Here is a 17470-nt window from a genome sequence, read left to right as displayed (position 1 = left end):
TGGTGAAGTTTCATGGAAGAGCGGATCATTTCAAGTGAAGTAAACGAAAGCGAAATTAGTATGGAACAAAGCCTTCGGCCACAGACATTAAAGCAATATATTGGCCAGACTCAAGTGAAGGAAAACCTTGATATTTTCATTAAGGCCGCAAAGCTTCGAAAGGAAACCTTAGATCACGTGCTCCTTTACGGACCACCTGGTTTAGGGAAAACGACCCTTGCTATCATTATCGCCAATGAAATGGACGTCAATATTCGGACGACTTCAGGTCCGGCAATTGAAAGGCCAGGCGATTTAGCCGCCATACTAACCGCACTTGAGCCCGGAGACGTACTTTTTATTGATGAAATCCACAGGCTCCCGAGGACGATTGAAGAGGTGCTGTACCCGGCGATGGAAGATTTTTGCCTTGATATCGTCATTGGCAAAGGTCCAAGTGCCAGGTCAGTCCGCCTTGACCTTCCTCCATTTACACTTGTGGGTGCCACCACAAGAGCTGGATCTTTATCAGCTCCATTACGGGATCGATTTGGTGTTTTAAGCCGGCTCGAGTATTATAAAGAGAATCAGCTGAAAAATATTGTCATACGAACAGCGGAGTTGTTTGATACGGAAATTGACGAACCATCAGCAGCTGAAATTGCCAGGAGAGCAAGGGGAACCCCTAGAATCGCGAATCGACTTCTCCGCAGGGTAAGAGATTTTGCACAAGTAAAGGGAAATGGTACAATTAACCTTGCTCTTGCAAGAGAAGCCCTTGAACTGCTGCAGGTCGACAGTTTGGGACTTGATCATATCGATCATAAATTATTAAAAGGAATTATTGAGAAATTTCGCGGTGGACCCGTAGGCTTAGATACGATTGCCGCGTCGATTGGTGAAGAGGCGGAAACGATTGAAGATGTCTATGAACCGTATTTATTGCAAATCGGTTTCCTCCAAAGAACACCACGAGGCAGGGTCGTAACAGCGGCTGTCTACCAGCATTTTGGCATGGAGATACCCGCCACGTGAATAAATTAAGATTTTAATACAGATTAGGATGTCATATTATGAAAGTAGATTTGTTTGATTTTCATTTGCCAGAAGAATTAATTGCGCAAGTCCCGTTAAAAACAAGAACTGACAGCCGATTAATGGTGTTAGATAAACAAACGGGCAATATAAAGCATGAAATATTTAAAGATATTACCAAGTATTTGCGTGCAGGGGATTGCCTTGTCTTAAATGATACAAAGGTATTGCCCGCACGCCTTTTTGGTGTGAAAAACGATACAGGTGCCAAAATCGAGGTTCTTCTGTTAAAACAGCTGGAAGGCGACAAATGGGAAACACTTGTGAAACCGGCAAAACGGGTTAAAGAAGGGACCCAAATTGAATTTGGCGACGGTCTTCTTACTGCGGTTTGTACCGGAACATCAGACCATGGCGGCAGAGTATTGGATTTTCATTATAATGGCATATTTTATGAGGTGCTTGACCAACTAGGGGAAATGCCATTGCCACCTTACATAAAAGAGCAGCTGGATGACCGGGATCGCTATCAGACTGTTTATGCCCGCGAACCTGGATCTGCTGCAGCCCCTACAGCAGGGCTTCATTTTACGGAACCGTTATTGGAAGAAATAAGAGGAATGGGCGTCCATATTGCCTTTATCACACTCCATGTCGGGCTTGGCACGTTCCGGCCGGTAAGTGTCGATGATGTGCTGGAGCATGATATGCACTCCGAGTTTTATACCGTTACGGAAGAAACGGCCAACCTCTTGAATGAAGTTAGAGGTAAGGGCGGTCGAATCATTACTGTTGGAACCACTTCAACGAGAACACTAGAGACCATTGCCTCCCAGAATGATGGGCAGTTCACTGTGGGCAGCGGCTGGACAAGTATTTTTATCTATCCGGGATATGAATTTAAAGCGATCGATGGCATGATTACTAATTTCCATTTGCCAAAATCAACTTTAATCATGCTTGTCAGTGCCTTGGCTGGAAGAGAACCTATTTTACATGCCTATAATACAGCTGTAGCGGAGCACTATCGCTTCTTTAGCTTTGGCGATGCGATGTTGATCATTTAGGCTGTGGAAATGCAATAAAGGTTTACATATGGAAGGAGACAACAATTTGACTGCGATTCGCTATGAATTAATTAAAACATGTAAGCAGACCGGGGCAAGGCTTGGCAGGGTCCATACCCCGCACGGATCTTTTGATACACCTGCCTTCATGCCGGTTGGAACACTGGCAACCGTGAAAACGATGTCGCCGGAAGATTTAAAAGAAATGGGTGCCGGGATTATTTTAAGCAATACGTATCATTTGTGGCTTCGCCCGGGGCATGAGATCATTAAAGAAGCAGGCGGACTTCATAAATTTATGAACTGGGATCGAGCGATTTTAACCGATTCCGGAGGCTTCCAGGTTTTCAGTCTAAGTGAATTTCGGAAAATTGAAGAGGAAGGGGTTCATTTCCGTAATCATATGAGTGGTGAAAAATTATTTTTATCCCCGGAAAAGGCGATGGAGATTCAGAATGCCCTTGGTTCTGATATTATGATGGCCTTTGATGAATGTCCTCCGTATCCGGCTACTTTTGAATATATGAAGAAATCAGTCGAACGGACATCAAGATGGGCTGAGCGCTGCCTGAACGCGCACCAGCGTCCGGAAGACCAGGGCCTTTTCGGAATTGTCCAGGGGGGAGAATATGAGGAACTCCGTAAACAAAGTGCAAAAGACTTAACATCTCTGGATTTCCCTGGATATGCTGTAGGCGGATTATCGGTTGGCGAACCAAAAGACGTGATGAATCGAGTGCTGGAATTCACGACACCGCTATTGCCGACCAATAAACCCCGCTACCTTATGGGGGTAGGCTCGCCGGATTCGTTAATTGACGGCTCGATTCGCGGAATTGACATGTTTGACTGTGTACTGCCAACGCGAATAGCCCGTAATGGTACGTTAATGACAAGCAGTGGACGCCTCGTAGTAAAGAACGCACAATATGCAAGAGATTTTGGTCCGCTTGATCCAGAGTGCGACTGCTATACATGCCGAAATTATAGCCGGGCCTATATTCGTCACTTAATTAAATGTGATGAGACCTTTGGAATTCGATTAACGTCTTACCATAATCTCTATTTTCTGTTAAGATTAATGGAGAAAGTCAGACAAGCCATTATGGAAGACCGGCTTGGTGATTTCCGTGAAGAGTTTTTTGAACGTTATGGTTTTAATAAACCGAACGCGAAAAATTTCTAATAGATAATTTTTGAAAGGAGGGAAAAGAAAATGTCTGGAGGACTTGGTACAATCGTTCCATTGATTTTAATGTTTGTGTTATTTTATTTCCTATTAATTCGCCCGCAGCAAAAACGCCAAAAAGCGGTTTCGCAAATGCAAAACGAATTGAAAAAGGGGGATAAAATCGTAACCATTGGCGGATTACACGGTTTTATCGACTCAATCGATGAAAATAAAGTTGTGATTAAATGTGGAGATGGAAGCCGTCTTACATATGACCGCAACGCCATTCGTGAAGTCACTGAAGCTGGCGCAGGTGAAGGCGTAAGCCTTTCAAAATAGTGGAGAAAAGGAAGCCGTAGAAATCCGGCTTCCTTTTTCTATACTGATCTCCGCGAGTTATTCGTCGCAATATTAACCCCTAAAATTCCACCCATCATAGCAATTAATGTATAGCAGGTATGATAGATTACTTGCTCTGCGTCAAACAAACGATCATAGCCAAGGTATTGAAACAAAAATACAACAACTGAATAAATGAGCCCCGTTATTCCGCCGATAAGCCAGCCTTTTTCTTTTCGCATCCCCCCGGAAAGAAAGCCGCCGCCAAATAGCGCAATGAATGATAATGCCGTAATAACATATTGAAGCGATCCTTCCCGGGCAGAAGTAAACCTAAGGATAAAGGCAAAAATAAGACTGGATATTACGGCAAAAGCAAAAATGAAAATTAAACCGTACAAAATAGATGTACCAAAGCTTTTCGATTCGATTTGAACTCTCCCCCTTCACAGCATCAGGCCGATTCTGTATTTTTACATTTTTCTGTTGGACCGGCCATAAATACAAGTTTCTTTCCTAGTACAAGCGTATTCATCAAGGGGTAAAAGTAGAATAACTATTTCAGTCCTTTTTACTGGTTCTAGGGATAATGGGATTTAATTCCTCTAATTATTTGAAGTAGATAAGAAATAATAAGATTGATTGCTAAAAAAGGGGCGACAGTTGTGGAAAATTACATAACGATTGTAGTTCGAACCATAATTTTTTATGTACTTATTCTCGTTATTTTCCGCCTGATGGGAAAAAGGGAAATTGGGGAACTAAGCATCCTTGATCTTGTCGTTTTTATTATGATTGGAGAACTTGCAGTCGTTGCCATTGAAAAACCTGATGTCCATATATTTTATGCCATTTTACCAATGGTGCTATTAATGCTCATCCAGATCTCACTTGCATTCCTTTCGCTAAAGAGTAAAAAATTCCGGGACATGGTGGATGGACAGCCAAGTATTATTATTAATCGAGGGAAAATTGATGAGCAGGCGATGCGGAAACAACGTTACAATTTTGATGATTTAATGACCCAGCTAAGAGAGAAGGATATTCGCAGTATTGCTGATGTGGAGTTTGCCATATTAGAATCCTCCGGCAGCCTGTCTGTTATTGAAAAACTAAAGAGTAATAAACAAAAAAGCAAGCAAGGAGATATCACCATCCCGTTAATTTTAGATGGTGATATTGAGGAAGAAAATTTGAAGAAAATTAATAAAACCAATCTATGGCTTCGTCAGGAATTAAAGAAAAAGGGGTATCGGGATGTAAAGAGAATTTCCTTTTGCAGCTATGAAAATGGAAAGTTTTTTATTGATTTGCAAGATGAATAAAAACAAGGCATGCTAATGATCCGGCATGTCTTGTTTTTGTAAACTAAAATGAAAATAGGTTTCCAATCCACGGAATTCGAGTTAGCTCCTCCTTTTTTATTAAGCGAAATAAAACGACCATGAGAAAATAGGAAACGGCCATAGCTGATGCTGCAGTTAATACTCTAATGACCAGATGTCCATTGATCAGGATATTTTCGAAAATCCAATAACCTAACCAGCCTGAAACTCCCATCACTAGAAATCCTTTCAAATAGTCGCGAATATATATCGAAAAAGAAACTTTTTTCAAAACCGTTGCAAAGTGGAGGATTGTAACAAGTACAAAGCCGACGACAATACCGAGAGCTACCCCAGTAATTCCAAAAGAAGGCTGGCTAGCGAGTAAAAAAATGACAGCAGTTTTGACCACAGCACCAATAAGACTATTAATCATTGCTGCTCTAGCAAGATTTAGTGCTTGTAAAACAGCCTGCAGCGGCTGTTGATAATAATAAAACAAAAAGAATGGGGCCATGATACGGATAAAATAAGCGCCCTTCGTTGAGCCGTACATGAGCTGCATGAGCGGGTCCGCCAAAACAAAAAGTAAAATAACAGCCAGTCCGCCCGTTATAAAAACGAATCGCAATGCTTGTTGCAGGCGGTATTCAATCAATTTATAATTGTTGTTTGTGTTTGCCTCACTGATGGCAGGGACAAGCGATGTGGATAATGAAAAGGTTACAAAGGATGGCAGCATTAACAGCGGCATTGCATAGCCGGTTAGAGCACCGTATTGCTTTGTTGCTTCGACGGCAATGACCCCGGCAATGGCCAGACTGTGGGCAACAACAATTGGTTCAAAAAACCAGGCAACCGAACCAATCATTCTGCTCCCCATTGTTGGCAGAGCGATTTCCATTAATTCTTTGAAGGTCCGCTTCCCTTTATGAACAAATTGAAAGAAGTTTTTTCTAAGTCTAAACCGCTTTTTTAATTTAAAAGTAGTTAATAGATAAATGAGCGAAAGCAATTCGCCTAAAACAGAGGCTGCCATGGCAGCCGCAGCCGCATATTCCACTCCATATGGAAGAAATGTCTTTGTTGCAGTAGCAATTAAGGTTATTCTTACAATTTGCTCTAAAATTTGCGAAATGGCTGATGGGCGCATGTTTTGCCGCCCTTGAAAATAGCCTCTTAATACCGATGAAATCGCGATAATCGGCAATGCAGGCGCAATAGCTATTAACGGATATAACGTCCTATCATCGGTAAACAGTGTAGTGGATAGGATTGGTGCTAGTAAGAGTAAGGCCGGTGTGATAATGATCGATAAGCCGATTGTAATGGCAAGGGAAACAACTAGGATTTTTTTTATTTCTGCATAATCCTTTCTTGCTTCCGCCTCGGCAATATTTTTAGAGATGGCAACCGGCAGCCCCAACTGCGTGATGGTTACAACTAGAATAAACGTAGGATAGGCCATCATATATAATCCGACGCCCTCTTCACCAATACTGCGTGCAAGGACAATTCGATAAATAAAGCCAAGGACGCGTGTAATGAAGCCGGCCGCTAACAGGATAAAAGTCCCCTTTAAAAACTTCGACATGCTGTTTCCCACCTTCTCAAAAAAGAAGAATTCATTTACAATTAACTATATGCCTGATAGTGGACAAAGCATGACAAGTAGTAACAGCTTTTTGTAAAGGATGCATGAATGAGGGGGTTGCAAAAAGCCCAAGGGAGGCAGTTAAAAATGGATAAGAGCGATAATAATGATCATTTTCGTTCCCAAGTACAACCGGCGTTAGCAAGCAAACTCGAAGAATTTCGCTTACTGGGGTATGATTCAGTTACCGAAAAAGAACTTTGGTTGTACTTGACAAAGAAAAAGTGGAAAAAAGCGAAGGAAGAAAAACGACTTTACGAAATGATTCAAGAAATTCTCTCAATTAAGGTAAGTGATTATATCAGCTTTGCGACGATTGAAACTTATAAAACTGCCGAGTTTTCCTTTGAGGATGAGGATGAATGGAAAAAGATATTGGAATAATCCCACCTATTTCAAATTGACAGCTATACCTACTTATTCCATAATGGAAGCAGTGACTTTTTAATTATTCTATGATAATGCTAGTCTGTAACAGTGCATTTGCACAGGCACTAAGGAGGAACAATACATAATGGTAAAGCGCAGTAGAATCATTGCTTTCTTTCTTGTGGTCCTAATTGTAGGGAGCACAATGGGGGCAACAACCAAGAACATATTAAACAATATTAAGCTTGGCTTGGACCTTCAAGGTGGATTTGAGGTTTTATACGAGGTTAAGCCGGCGAAAAAGGGCCAAAAAATTGATAAAGAAGTATTAGCAAGTACTGCTGAAGCCCTCGATAAGCGGATCAACGTCCTCGGTGTAAGTGAACCGAACATCCAAATCGAAGGGACGAATCGGATTCGTGTTCAGCTTGCAGGGGTCACGGACCAGAACAAAGCTCGTGAGATGCTGTCTACACAAGCAAATTTAACTTTCAGGGACGCGAATGACCGTTTAATGATGGACGGGTCAGACTTAAAGCAGGGCGGAGCAAAGCAGACTTTTGATGAAAATGGTGCACCAAGCGTGTCGTTGACATTAAAAAGTGCGGACAAGTTCCGGAAAGTTTCTGAAGAAATTATGAACATGGCACCAAACAATGTGCTTGTTATCTGGCTTGATTTTGAAGAAGGAAAAGACTCTTTTAAAACTGAAGTGACAAAACCGAATCCTAAATTTTTATCGGCTCCAACTGTAAGGCAAATCTTTAACCAGAATACAGTTTCCATTGTCGGAAGTTTTACAGCGCAAGAGGCTAGTACCTTAGCTAATCTTTTAAATGCCGGCTCTTTACCTGTAAAGCTGAAAGAAGTATACTCCACTTCAGTAGGAGCAAAATTTGGTGAACAAGCATTAAATGATACGATAATGGCCGGAATCATCGGTGTCGCAATCATCTACCTATTTATGCTTTTCTATTATCGTTTTCCTGGCTTCATTGCCACTGTTACATTATCCATTTATATTTATCTAGTCCTATTAATATTCGACTGGATGAAGGGTGTCCTGACCTTGCCTGGTATCGCCGCAATTATCCTCGGGATTGGGATGGCTGTCGATGCAAACATTATTACTTATGAACGGATTAGAGAAGAACTTAAAGTCGGTAAATCGATTAAAGCAGCCTTCCAGGCGGGTGAAAAAAATGCGTTTACATCGATTCTTGACTCTAACCTAACCACCCTCTTAACTGCAGGTGTGCTTTTCTTCTACGGTACAAGCTCTGTTAAAGGGTTTGCAACAATGTTAATTGTCAGTATCCTGATGAGCTTTTTAACGGCCGTTTATGGTTCACGTCTATTATTAGGACTTTGGGTCCATAGTGGAGTCTTTAAAAAGAAAGCAAGCTGGTTTGGGGTCAAACAGTCCGATATCAGGGACATTGCTGAAAATGTGGATACATTAGATCTGCCAACCCGTTTTGATAAGCTTGATTTTGTCAAGCATAGAAAGAAATTTTTCACGATTTCAGGAATTCTTCTTGCTGCCGGATTAGTTGTGCTTCTTGTATTACGTTTACATTTAGCAATTGATTTCACCAGCGGTACGCGTGTTGAAATCTTATCAAACTCTCCGTTGACCGTTGAGAAAATAAACAGTTCATTTGAAAAGCATCATTTGAAAACAGATGATGTGGTCATTTCCGGTGAGAAGAAGAATATTGGAGCAGCCCGTCTTGTCGGTGTTCTCTCGAAAAATGAAATTGCTAAGCTGAAATCTGACTTTAACAAGGAATATGGATCCGAGCCAAACGTAAGCACCGTTTCTCCGACTATTGGGAAGGAATTAGCGAAAAATGCCTTTATTGCGCTGTTAATTGCCTCAGTCGGGATTATTATTTATGTGAGTTTCCGATTTGAATTATCAATGGCCATTGCTGCAATTGTTTCCTTGCTGCATGATGCGTTTTTTATGGTGGCATTCTTCAGTATCACGAGGCTTGAGGTGGATTTAACCTTTATCGCCGCCGTGTTAACCGTTGTTGGTTATTCAATCAACGATACCATTGTTACCTTTGACCGGATGCGTGAGAATATGCAAAAGAAAAAACGCCTGAAAACAAATGCAGATATTGCTGAAGTATTGAATGTAAGTACACGTCAAACCCTGACTCGTTCTATCAATACTGTCTTAACCGTGTTAATCACAGTAGTGGCACTCGTTATTTTCGGCAGTGAATCAATCCGCAACTTCTCAATCGCCTTATTGGTAGGATTACTTGTCGGTGTCTATTCATCCATTTGTATTGCCGGTCCACTCTGGTATGTATTTAAGACAAAAGAGCTTAAAAAGAAAGGCGTCATTAAAACAGTGAAAGAAAAGAGAAAATACTCTGATCAACCACAAGTGTAAAATTTTTAGCCGCAGACCGTCTGCGGCTTTTATTTTTATTGAAAGGCTTTTTTGACTCCTGTATAATAAATAAGTCTGAGGGGTGAACCAACCGATGTTAAAGTCAAAAACAAGATGGATTGTTCGCAGTTCTGATCACAATCTAGTCAACATGCTGGCAAATGAATTGAAAATAACACCTCTAGTTGCGTCACTGCTTGTTAACCGTGGCTTAGATACCGTTGATTCAGCACGGTATTTTTTATTTGGGAAGGATGAGTTCCATGACCCATATCTTTTAAAAGATATGGACCTGGCAGTTAAGAGAATTCGGAAAGCAATCGAAGATCAAGAACCTATTCTTATTTATGGTGATTATGACGCTGATGGCGTTAGCAGTACATCGGTATTAATGATCACACTACGTGAGCTTGGTGCCAATGTGCAATTTTACATCCCGAATCGTTTTACAGAAGGGTATGGCCCGAATGAACAGGCATTCCGCCAAGCTGCGGAAAATGGAATAAATTTAATTATTACCGTGGATACTGGAATATCAGCCGTCCATGAAGCTGCCGTTGCAAAAGAGCTGGGAATCGATCTCATCATTACGGATCATCATGAACCAGGTCCAGTTCTGCCAGAGGCATTAGCGATTATTCACCCTAAGCTTCCCGAAAGTATTTATCCGTTTCGTGAATTAGCAGGTGTTGGTGTCGCATTTAAGCTCGCTCATGCCCTATATGGGGAAATTCCTGAGCATTTGTTCGAAATAGCGGTTATTGGAACGATAGCGGATTTGGTATCGTTAAAAGGCGAAAATCGTTTAATAGCCAAAAAAGGTCTAGAAAAACTGAAAGTTACGCAAAATATTGGTCTTAAAGCCATCTTAAAATTATCCGGTGTCAATCCTAATGCGATAAATGAAGAAACGATTGGCTTCACGCTTGCGCCAAGAATTAATGCTGTCGGCAGATTAGAAGATGCTGACTTAGCTGTTCAGCTGATACTGACAGATGATCCTGATGAGGCACAGCATTTAGCGGAAGAAATGGATACCTTAAATAAGACTAGGCAATCGATTGTCAATTCAATCACAGCTGAAGCCATTGAAGAGGTTGAAAGGAATTTCCCGATTGAGGAAAATAAGGTCCTTGTTGTGGGGAAAGAAGGCTGGAACGCCGGTGTTATTGGTATTGTCGCTTCAAGGCTAGTTGAAAAATACTATCGGCCAACAATCGTGTTAAATTTTGACCCTAATAAAGGGTTAGCGAAGGGCTCTGCCAGGAGTATTGCCGGATTTGATTTATTTAAAAATTTATCTGCCTGCCGAGAGATTCTCCCGCACTTTGGCGGACATCCAATGGCAGCAGGCATGACCTTGAAGCTTGAAGATGTTGCTGAGCTTAGGGATCGATTAAATAAGCTTGCAGGCGAGCAATTATCTGCTGAGGATTTTATACCTGTAACACTACTTGACGAGGAAATCCATCTGGATGATATCCAACTATCTTCTTTAGAAGAATTGAATTTGCTTTCTCCTTTTGGCATGGACAACCCTAAGCCAAAAGTCTTAATTCATAATGTCGAAATTGGCAATATGAGAAAAATTGGCAGTGAGCAAAACCATTTAAAGATTTTAATCAATGAAGGTAATGCAAACCTTGACGGAATAGGCTTTGGGTTAGGGGCATTAGCCGACCAAATTTCCCCAGCATCAAAAATTTCATTAATTGGAGAATTATCTATTAATGAATGGAACAATATACGTAAACCACAAATTTTTATCCATGACCTCGCTGTAGAATCATGGCAGTTATTTGATTTTCGCGGACAAAAGAGACTCAAAAGTATGAAAGATATTGTCCCAGCTGAAAACCGGAAATTCATCCTTTTTAATAAAGAGATTTTTGAAAAAATAGGCTCTGATCTGCAAGATGAGTCCATTCTTATTCAAAATCTTGAAGAGGCAAAGGCTTTTGATGGTAATCGGGCAAATATCGCTTTAGTTGATTTTCCCCCTTCAAAGGAGATGCTAAAAGTCTTATTAGAAGGTAGTCAGCCATCCAGAATTTATACTTATTTTTATAAAGAATCCAGTGATTTTTTCAGTACGGTTCCGACTCGCGACCATTTTAAATGGTTTTATGCCTACCTCATGAAAAAAGGCCCGCTTGACCTGAAAAGACATGGCGATATGATTGCCAAGCATCGCGGCTGGTCGCAGGAAACTCTTTATTTTATGACAAAGGTGTTTTCTGAACTGGATTTTGTTACAATATACAATGGATTTATTACTTTGAACAATCAAGCGCAAAAGCGTGATTTAACTGACTCAAGAACCTATCAAAGGAAACAGGCACAATATGCCCTTGAAAAGGATTTGTTGTTTTCATCCTTTCAGGAATTAAAAGGCTGGTTCGATCAAGTTATTCAAGAGTCAGTTGAAACTGAGGAGGCAATTACAGAATGGATTTAAAACAATTTATTACAATCGTACCCGATTGGCCGAAGCCGGGAATTAAATTTAAAGATATTACTCCTTTAATGAATGATGGTGAAGCATATAAATATGCAACAGACCAAATCGTTGCTTATGCGAAAGAGAAAGAAATTGATATTATTGTTGGACCAGAAGCACGGGGATTCATTATTGGCTGCCCAGTGGCCTATTCGCTTGGGGTAGGTTTTGCTCCAGTTCGTAAAGAAGGAAAGCTTCCAAGAGAAACAATTAAAGTTGGCTATGGTCTTGAGTACGGGAAAGATGTACTAACCATCCATAAAGATGCGATTCAGCCAGGGCAACGAGTCTTAATCACCGATGACTTACTAGCAACAGGCGGCACAATTGAAGCAACGATTCAATTAGTGGAACAGCTTGGCGGCGTCGTAGCCGGAATCGCTTTCTTAGTTGAGTTAAGCTATTTAGAAGGTCGGAAAAAGCTTAACGGCTATGATATTTTAACATTAATGCACTATTAAATTATGCAGGAGGGCACTCACAGACGAGTGCTCTCTTTATATAATATTGATATGAAATAATGAATTTTCGACTTTTCTTTTCAAAATTTGCAGAAAAAACAGCCCAATCTCTTTACATCTTTGCTTTTTTTTTCGATAATAGTAACAATCATTATAATTTAGTAACAATTTTTTAAACCAAAATTCCTTAATACAAATAAAAATGAGATGAAAATAAAGGTGATTTCATGGCGAATGATCAAGTGTTAACAGCCGACCAAGTCATCGACAAGACGAGAAAATACTTAAATGAGGAGCATGTTGATTTAGTTAAAAATGCGTATGAATACGCAAAACATGCTCATCGTGAACAATATCGAAAATCAGGGGAGCCGTATATCATCCATCCAATTCAGGTTGCAGGTATTCTGGCAGACCTAGAGATGGATCCGGCAACAGTAGCTGCTGGTTTTCTCCATGACGTTGTGGAAGATACAAGTGTTTCCTTAAAAGATATTGAGGAGGCCTTTGACGACGAAGTGGCGATGCTTGTCGATGGGGTAACAAAGTTAGGGAAAATTAAATATAAATCTCATGAGGAGCAGCAGGCGGAAAATCACCGAAAAATGTTTGTAGCGATGGCACAGGACATCCGGGTGATTCTGATTAAGCTTGCCGACCGTCTGCATAATATGCGGACATTAAAGCATCTTCCTGTAGAGAAACAGCGTCGGATTTCAAATGAGACACTTGAAATTTTTGCCCCTTTAGCGCATCGTCTTGGTATTTCTAAGATTAAATGGGAGTTGGAAGATACCGCATTAAGGTATTTAAATCCGCAGCAATATTACCGGATTGTAAACTTAATGAAGAAGAAACGGGCCGAACGGGAGCAATATTTAGACGATGTGATCGATGAGGTTAAGTCACGGATGGATGAAGTCTCGATCAAAGCCGAACTTTCCGGCCGTCCAAAGCATATTTACAGCATCTACCGAAAAATGGTCTTGCAAAATAAGCAATTCAGTGAAATATATGATTTGCTCGCTGTGCGAATTGTCGTGAACAGTATAAAAGATTGCTATGCCGTCCTCGGTATCATTCATACATGCTGGAAGCCGATGCCTGGCCGCTTTAAGGATTATATCGCGATGCCGAAGCCAAATATGTATCAGTCCTTGCACACAACCGTAATTGGTCCAAAGGGAGACCCGCTTGAGGTGCAAATTCGTACGTATGAAATGCACCGGATTGCCGAATTCGGGGTTGCTGCCCACTGGGCCTATAAGGGAAGGGAAGTCTATTAGTGATAGCTCTACCTTCGAACAAAAACTAACCTGGTTCCGAGAGATTTTGGAGTTCCAAAATGATACTGCCAATGCCGAAGAGTTCATGGAGTCACTGAAAATTGACTTGTTTTCCGATATGGTATTTGTCTTTACGCCAAAGGGTGATGTCATTGAATTGCCTTCTGGTTCTGTTCCGATTGATTTTGCCTATCGAATTCACTCTGAAATCGGTAATAAAACCATTGGAGCAAAAGTGAATGGCAAAATGGTGACGCTTGATTATACGCTGAAGACTGGCGATATAATCGAAATTCTCACCTCCAAGCATTCTTATGGACCAAGTCAGGATTGGTTAAAACTGGCACAAACCTCACAGGCGAAAAACAAGATTCGTGCGTTCTTTAAGAAGCAGCGCCGTGATGAAAATGTGATAAAAGGCAAAGAACTCGTTGAAAAAGAAATCCGCAATATGGAATTCGACCTGAAAGAAATTTTAACTCCTGATAATCTGAAAAAGGTTGCGGATAAATTTAATTTTTCTAATGATGAAGATATGTATGCCGCCGTCGGTTATAACGGGGTCACCGCCTTACAGGTGGCCAACCGCTTAACCGAGAAATGGCGTAAAAAACGAGACCAAGAACAATCGGCAAGTATAACGAATGTAATTTCGGATTTAAAATCTTTTCCATCTAATAAGAAGCGGGAATCGGGCGTCCGTGTTCAAGGAATTGATAATCTCTTAATCCGCTTATCAAGATGTTGTAATCCGGTACCGGGCGATGAAATTGTCGGTTTTATTACAAAAGGACGCGGTGTTTCTGTTCACCGCTCAGATTGTACGAATATTGATTCCAATGATGCCCAATCCCGATTAATTCCGGTTGAGTGGGAAACCTCCCTAAATGATCGTAAAGAGTATAACGTTGATATTGAAATCAGCGGATTCGATCGAAGAGGACTTTTAAATGAAGTTCTTCAGGCAGTAAATGAAACTAAAACGAATATCAATGCTGTTACAGGGAAAACCGATCGTAATAAAATGGCTACGATTAGCATGACAATAGCGATTCATAACGTTTCCCACCTGCAAAAAGTGGTAGAGCGAATTAAACAGATTCCAGATATTTATTCGGTTCGACGGATAATGAATTAAGGTTAGGTGTTTTAACATGAAAGTAGTTGTTCAACGCAGCAGGGAAGCCAAGGTAACCGTTGACGGTGAAGTAACGGGTGAAATAAACAGCGGCTTGGTTTTGCTCGTCGGTGTAACACATGAGGACAAAGAAGAGGATGCAGCATACCTGGCTGATAAAGTGGTCAATCTTAGGATCTTTGAGGATGCCGAAGGAAAAATGAACCATTCATTATTGGATATTGGGGGAGAGATTCTATCCGTTTCTCAGTTTACCCTTTACGGTGATTGCCGCAAAGGGAGAAGGCCTAGTTTCATTCAAGCAGCCAGACCAGAGCAAGCTGTACGGCTATATGAGACGTTTAACACCATGGTGCGAGATAGAGACATTCGTGTCGAAACAGGCGTCTTCGGTGCGATGATGGATGTTCAACTAACGAATGACGGGCCGGTTACATTAATATTAGACAGTAAAGATAGAAAATGAGCTTGGCATTGGCGCCAAGCTCATTTTTTTAATTAACTTTAAAGAACCTTGCTAATCCATTGTAAAGCCCGGAAGCGGCATTTTCCTGGAATCCGCTGGTGTTTAGGGTTATTTCCTCCTCAGGATTGCTTAAATAGCCAAGCTCCATTAGAACCCCTTTTTGACTGTTTTCACGAATCACATGGTAATCACCGATTCGGACGCCGCGATCTTTCAATTTTGTTTGTCCAATTGTTGCAGCATAAAGGGTGTCAGCTAATGATTTTTGATACCCATGATAATAATAGCCAGTCATTCCGCGAATACTGCGATCTACATTACTGTCATAGTGCAGGCTGATAAAGGCGTCTGCATTGTTTGCTTGTGCAGCATTTACGCGGGACGGCAATTGAATGAAGGAATCATTGCTTCTGGTAAGAATGACATTTGCACCGGCAGCGTTTAATTTATCATACAGAAGCCTGGCAGTCCTTAGTGTCAGGTTCTTCTCTAATGTTCCGTTTGCACCGGTTGTCCCGTTATCTCCGCCGCCATGACCGGGGTCGAGAACAATGGTTTTATTTTTGAGATAGCCATCTGCGCCTGATTTCTGTATCTGCGTGTTGTTTCCATTAATGGAAACAATCCAGCCGGCAACAAATCCGATTTTTCCATTCTTTAGCTTTATCTCGTACCACTCATTTACAATCCTGTTTACCGAAAAAACTTCCCCTTCATTTGCCAGAACAACGACATCTGATTGGACATTTGCTTCTTTTCGGATATTCGTTCCATTATGTAAGATCGTAATCGTACTGTCCTTCAAGGCTTGTCCAGTCTGGGATTTCGCTGTTGTTTTATCAAGATACCACCCGGCAACCCAACCGAATCTGCCAGTCTTGTATTCTATTTTTACCCAATTATTGAATTCCTCCAAAATAGCAAAGCTTTGGCCTTTTGTTACCGTGCCAATAATGTTGGAATCCAATGAGGCCTCTGAGCGAACACTAAGACTGCCGGCAGTTACCGAACCATTGATTCCCTTCAATTCTTTCTTAGGGGTGTCCTTCGAAGATCCTGTTTGCATGTCAATAAACGCGGAACTCGCCCATCCTTTTAGGTTTGAAAAACCTATCTCCACCCAATTATTTTGTTTTGAATAAATCGTTATGCTGGTACCCTTAGTTAATTTTCCGATAATAGCACTGGATGCGGCCGGTTCCTTCCGGATATTTAAGGTATCGCCAGTAACGACACCTGTACCTATGCTAGTGGATGAAGGATTCGGTTTCTTATCTTCCTGCTTAACGGTTTTAATCTCGAGAAAGTCTCTAATCGCCCAGCCTTCACCAAATGTTGAGGATATTTTATACCAGTTTTCGTTTTGATCAAGGATCGTGACTTCTTGTCCTTTAGTTAAGAAGCCGACAATCTGAAAGCTTGTCCCTGGACCAGAGCGAACCCTTAATTGATCGGTATTGGCTTTGGCTAGTGTGTTATTGTTTCCGGTTGATGTTGATAATGCAGCTTTGGGCTCGTCTTCTTTTGTGACAAGCCAGTTAACGACCCAGCCTGTTTTACCAAAAGATAATTGAATTTCAATCCAATCATTTTTTTCTTTCACAATCGAATACGTTTCTCCCCGCTTGGCAACTTTGACGAGGGGGTAACTTAAACCTGGACCTCCGCGAACATTGACGGCATCTGTTGATATGGTCAACGATTCGCTGGCAGCCCTAATTTTTCCCTGAGGCAGGAAGGCTCCAAAAATAAGAATGCTAGATAATAAGATAAGATTAAACTTTTTAAACATCAATTCCCTCCTTTTCCATTTTTATTTTAACGTAAAGGCGAAAGAAATTCATTCCTAAATTACTAATATTGACCAGGTAACCTAAGAATTCAGCATGGATCATGCAATTTTTTCACGATTTGTGGAAATAATAGAGAAAAAGGACAGAGGTGATTATAGTATGAGGTCGAGTGAAAAGGGAATGAATGTACAATCCATGGATGGCCGCCTTTTTGGGGTGGATTTTCATGATTTCATTCAAAAGGAGCAGCATGCAACCTCGTTTGAACTGGCATCTGAATTTGGAATCACGATGGGTGATGTCAGAAAGTTAAAAAAACATCTGGAAAGATCGTAAATCTCTCTTGACAACACTATCTTTGCTCCGTATTATTATATAAATAAAATGAAATATTGGAAAAACCCGTGATGGAGCATAGTAATTAAGCTAACCCATGAAAAGAGAGGAAATGCCCTAGGCTGAAAGCATTTCTGCATG

14 protein-coding genes, 1 pseudogene and 1 other annotated feature (1 of these 16 cut by a window edge) are annotated in these 17470 nt (G+C 41.0%); of the genes and pseudogenes, 12 read left to right on the top strand and 3 right to left on the bottom strand.

Annotated features, from left to right (window positions below):
• The first annotated feature begins 12 nt into the window (after positions 1–12).
• Genes ruvB through yajC form a run of 4 tightly spaced genes read left to right on the top strand, consistent with a single transcriptional unit; the run spans position 13 to position 3591 of the window.
• The gene (ruvB, locus tag ACO1D1_RS18520; protein WP_149871116.1) at positions 13–1014 is read left to right on the top strand and encodes a Holliday junction branch migration DNA helicase RuvB; all 1002 of its coding nucleotides are present in this window, start codon (positions 13–15) and stop codon (positions 1012–1014) included.
• 38 nt (positions 1015–1052) lie between these two features.
• On the top strand, positions 1053–2081 hold the full coding sequence (gene queA / locus ACO1D1_RS18515) for a tRNA preQ1(34) S-adenosylmethionine ribosyltransferase-isomerase QueA (protein WP_149871115.1): 1029 nt from the start codon (positions 1053–1055) through the stop codon (positions 2079–2081).
• A gap of 46 nt (positions 2082–2127) precedes the next feature.
• Complete coding sequence (gene tgt, locus ACO1D1_RS18510) at positions 2128–3267, top strand: tRNA guanosine(34) transglycosylase Tgt (RefSeq protein ID WP_149871114.1); 1140 nt, start codon at positions 2128–2130, stop codon at positions 3265–3267.
• Positions 3268–3297: 30 nt separating this feature from the next.
• Positions 3298–3591: a preprotein translocase subunit YajC gene (gene yajC / locus ACO1D1_RS18505; RefSeq protein WP_149871113.1), complete on the top strand. Its 294-nt coding sequence runs from the start codon at positions 3298–3300 to the stop codon at positions 3589–3591.
• A 38-nt stretch (positions 3592–3629) separates the two neighbouring features.
• Here the strand turns inward: yajC and ACO1D1_RS18500 are convergent, their stop codons facing one another.
• Complete coding sequence (locus ACO1D1_RS18500) at positions 3630–3992, bottom strand: TIGR04086 family membrane protein (protein ID WP_149871112.1); 363 nt, start codon at positions 3990–3992, stop codon at positions 3630–3632.
• 264 nt (positions 3993–4256) lie between these two features.
• Between ACO1D1_RS18500 and ACO1D1_RS18495 the strand changes: the two genes are divergently transcribed.
• Positions 4257–4916: a DUF421 domain-containing protein gene (locus ACO1D1_RS18495; protein ID WP_149871111.1), complete on the top strand. Its 660-nt coding sequence runs from the start codon at positions 4257–4259 to the stop codon at positions 4914–4916.
• A gap of 43 nt (positions 4917–4959) precedes the next feature.
• Here the strand turns inward: ACO1D1_RS18495 and spoVB are convergent, their stop codons facing one another.
• Positions 4960–6510: a stage V sporulation protein B gene (spoVB, locus tag ACO1D1_RS18490; protein WP_149871110.1), complete on the bottom strand. Its 1551-nt coding sequence runs from the start codon at positions 6508–6510 to the stop codon at positions 4960–4962.
• Between the two features lie 147 nt (positions 6511–6657).
• Between spoVB and ACO1D1_RS18485 the strand changes: the two genes are divergently transcribed.
• From ACO1D1_RS18485 to dtd, 6 genes and pseudogenes are all read left to right on the top strand, one after another.
• On the top strand, positions 6658–6954 hold the full coding sequence (locus ACO1D1_RS18485) for a post-transcriptional regulator (RefSeq protein WP_149871109.1): 297 nt from the start codon (positions 6658–6660) through the stop codon (positions 6952–6954).
• Between the two features lie 130 nt (positions 6955–7084).
• Positions 7085–9349, top strand: coding sequence for a protein translocase subunit SecDF (gene secDF / locus ACO1D1_RS18480; RefSeq protein WP_423336656.1), 2265 nt, complete (start codon positions 7085–7087; stop codon positions 9347–9349).
• Between the two features lie 94 nt (positions 9350–9443).
• Complete coding sequence (gene recJ / locus ACO1D1_RS18475) at positions 9444–11807, top strand: single-stranded-DNA-specific exonuclease RecJ (RefSeq protein WP_423336655.1); 2364 nt, start codon at positions 9444–9446, stop codon at positions 11805–11807.
• Positions 11798–12310: an adenine phosphoribosyltransferase gene (locus tag ACO1D1_RS18470; RefSeq protein WP_149871106.1), complete on the top strand. Its 513-nt coding sequence runs from the start codon at positions 11798–11800 to the stop codon at positions 12308–12310. Before recJ ends, ACO1D1_RS18470 begins: the two co-directional genes overlap by 10 nt.
• Before the next feature lie 227 nt (positions 12311–12537).
• Positions 12538–14734 (top strand): annotated as a pseudogene (locus tag ACO1D1_RS18465) (RelA/SpoT family protein).
• 16 nt (positions 14735–14750) lie between these two features.
• Positions 14751–15200: a D-aminoacyl-tRNA deacylase gene (gene dtd / locus ACO1D1_RS18460; RefSeq protein WP_149871104.1), complete on the top strand. Its 450-nt coding sequence runs from the start codon at positions 14751–14753 to the stop codon at positions 15198–15200.
• Positions 15201–15228: 28 nt separating this feature from the next.
• Here the strand turns inward: dtd and ACO1D1_RS18455 are convergent, their stop codons facing one another.
• A complete protein-coding gene (locus ACO1D1_RS18455) occupies positions 15229–16992 on the bottom strand; it encodes an SH3 domain-containing protein (RefSeq protein ID WP_423336654.1) in 1764 nt (587 codons plus the stop codon).
• 160 nt (positions 16993–17152) lie between these two features.
• Here ACO1D1_RS18455 and ACO1D1_RS18450 point away from each other — a divergent pair, with 160 nt between their 5' ends.
• Entirely contained in the window at positions 17153–17329 is a 177-nt protein-coding gene (locus ACO1D1_RS18450) for a hypothetical protein (protein ID WP_190284680.1), read from the top strand.
• 59 nt (positions 17330–17388) lie between these two features.
• Positions 17389–17470, top strand: a binding site (T-box leader); it runs 157 nt beyond the window's last position.

This window comes from Neobacillus sp. 19, from assembly GCF_049463095.1.
GTDB lineage: Bacteria > Bacillota > Bacilli > Bacillales > Cytobacillaceae > Neobacillus.
Note: the sequence above shows the minus strand (reverse complement) of the source record. Positions and strands in the feature narration are given on the sequence as shown.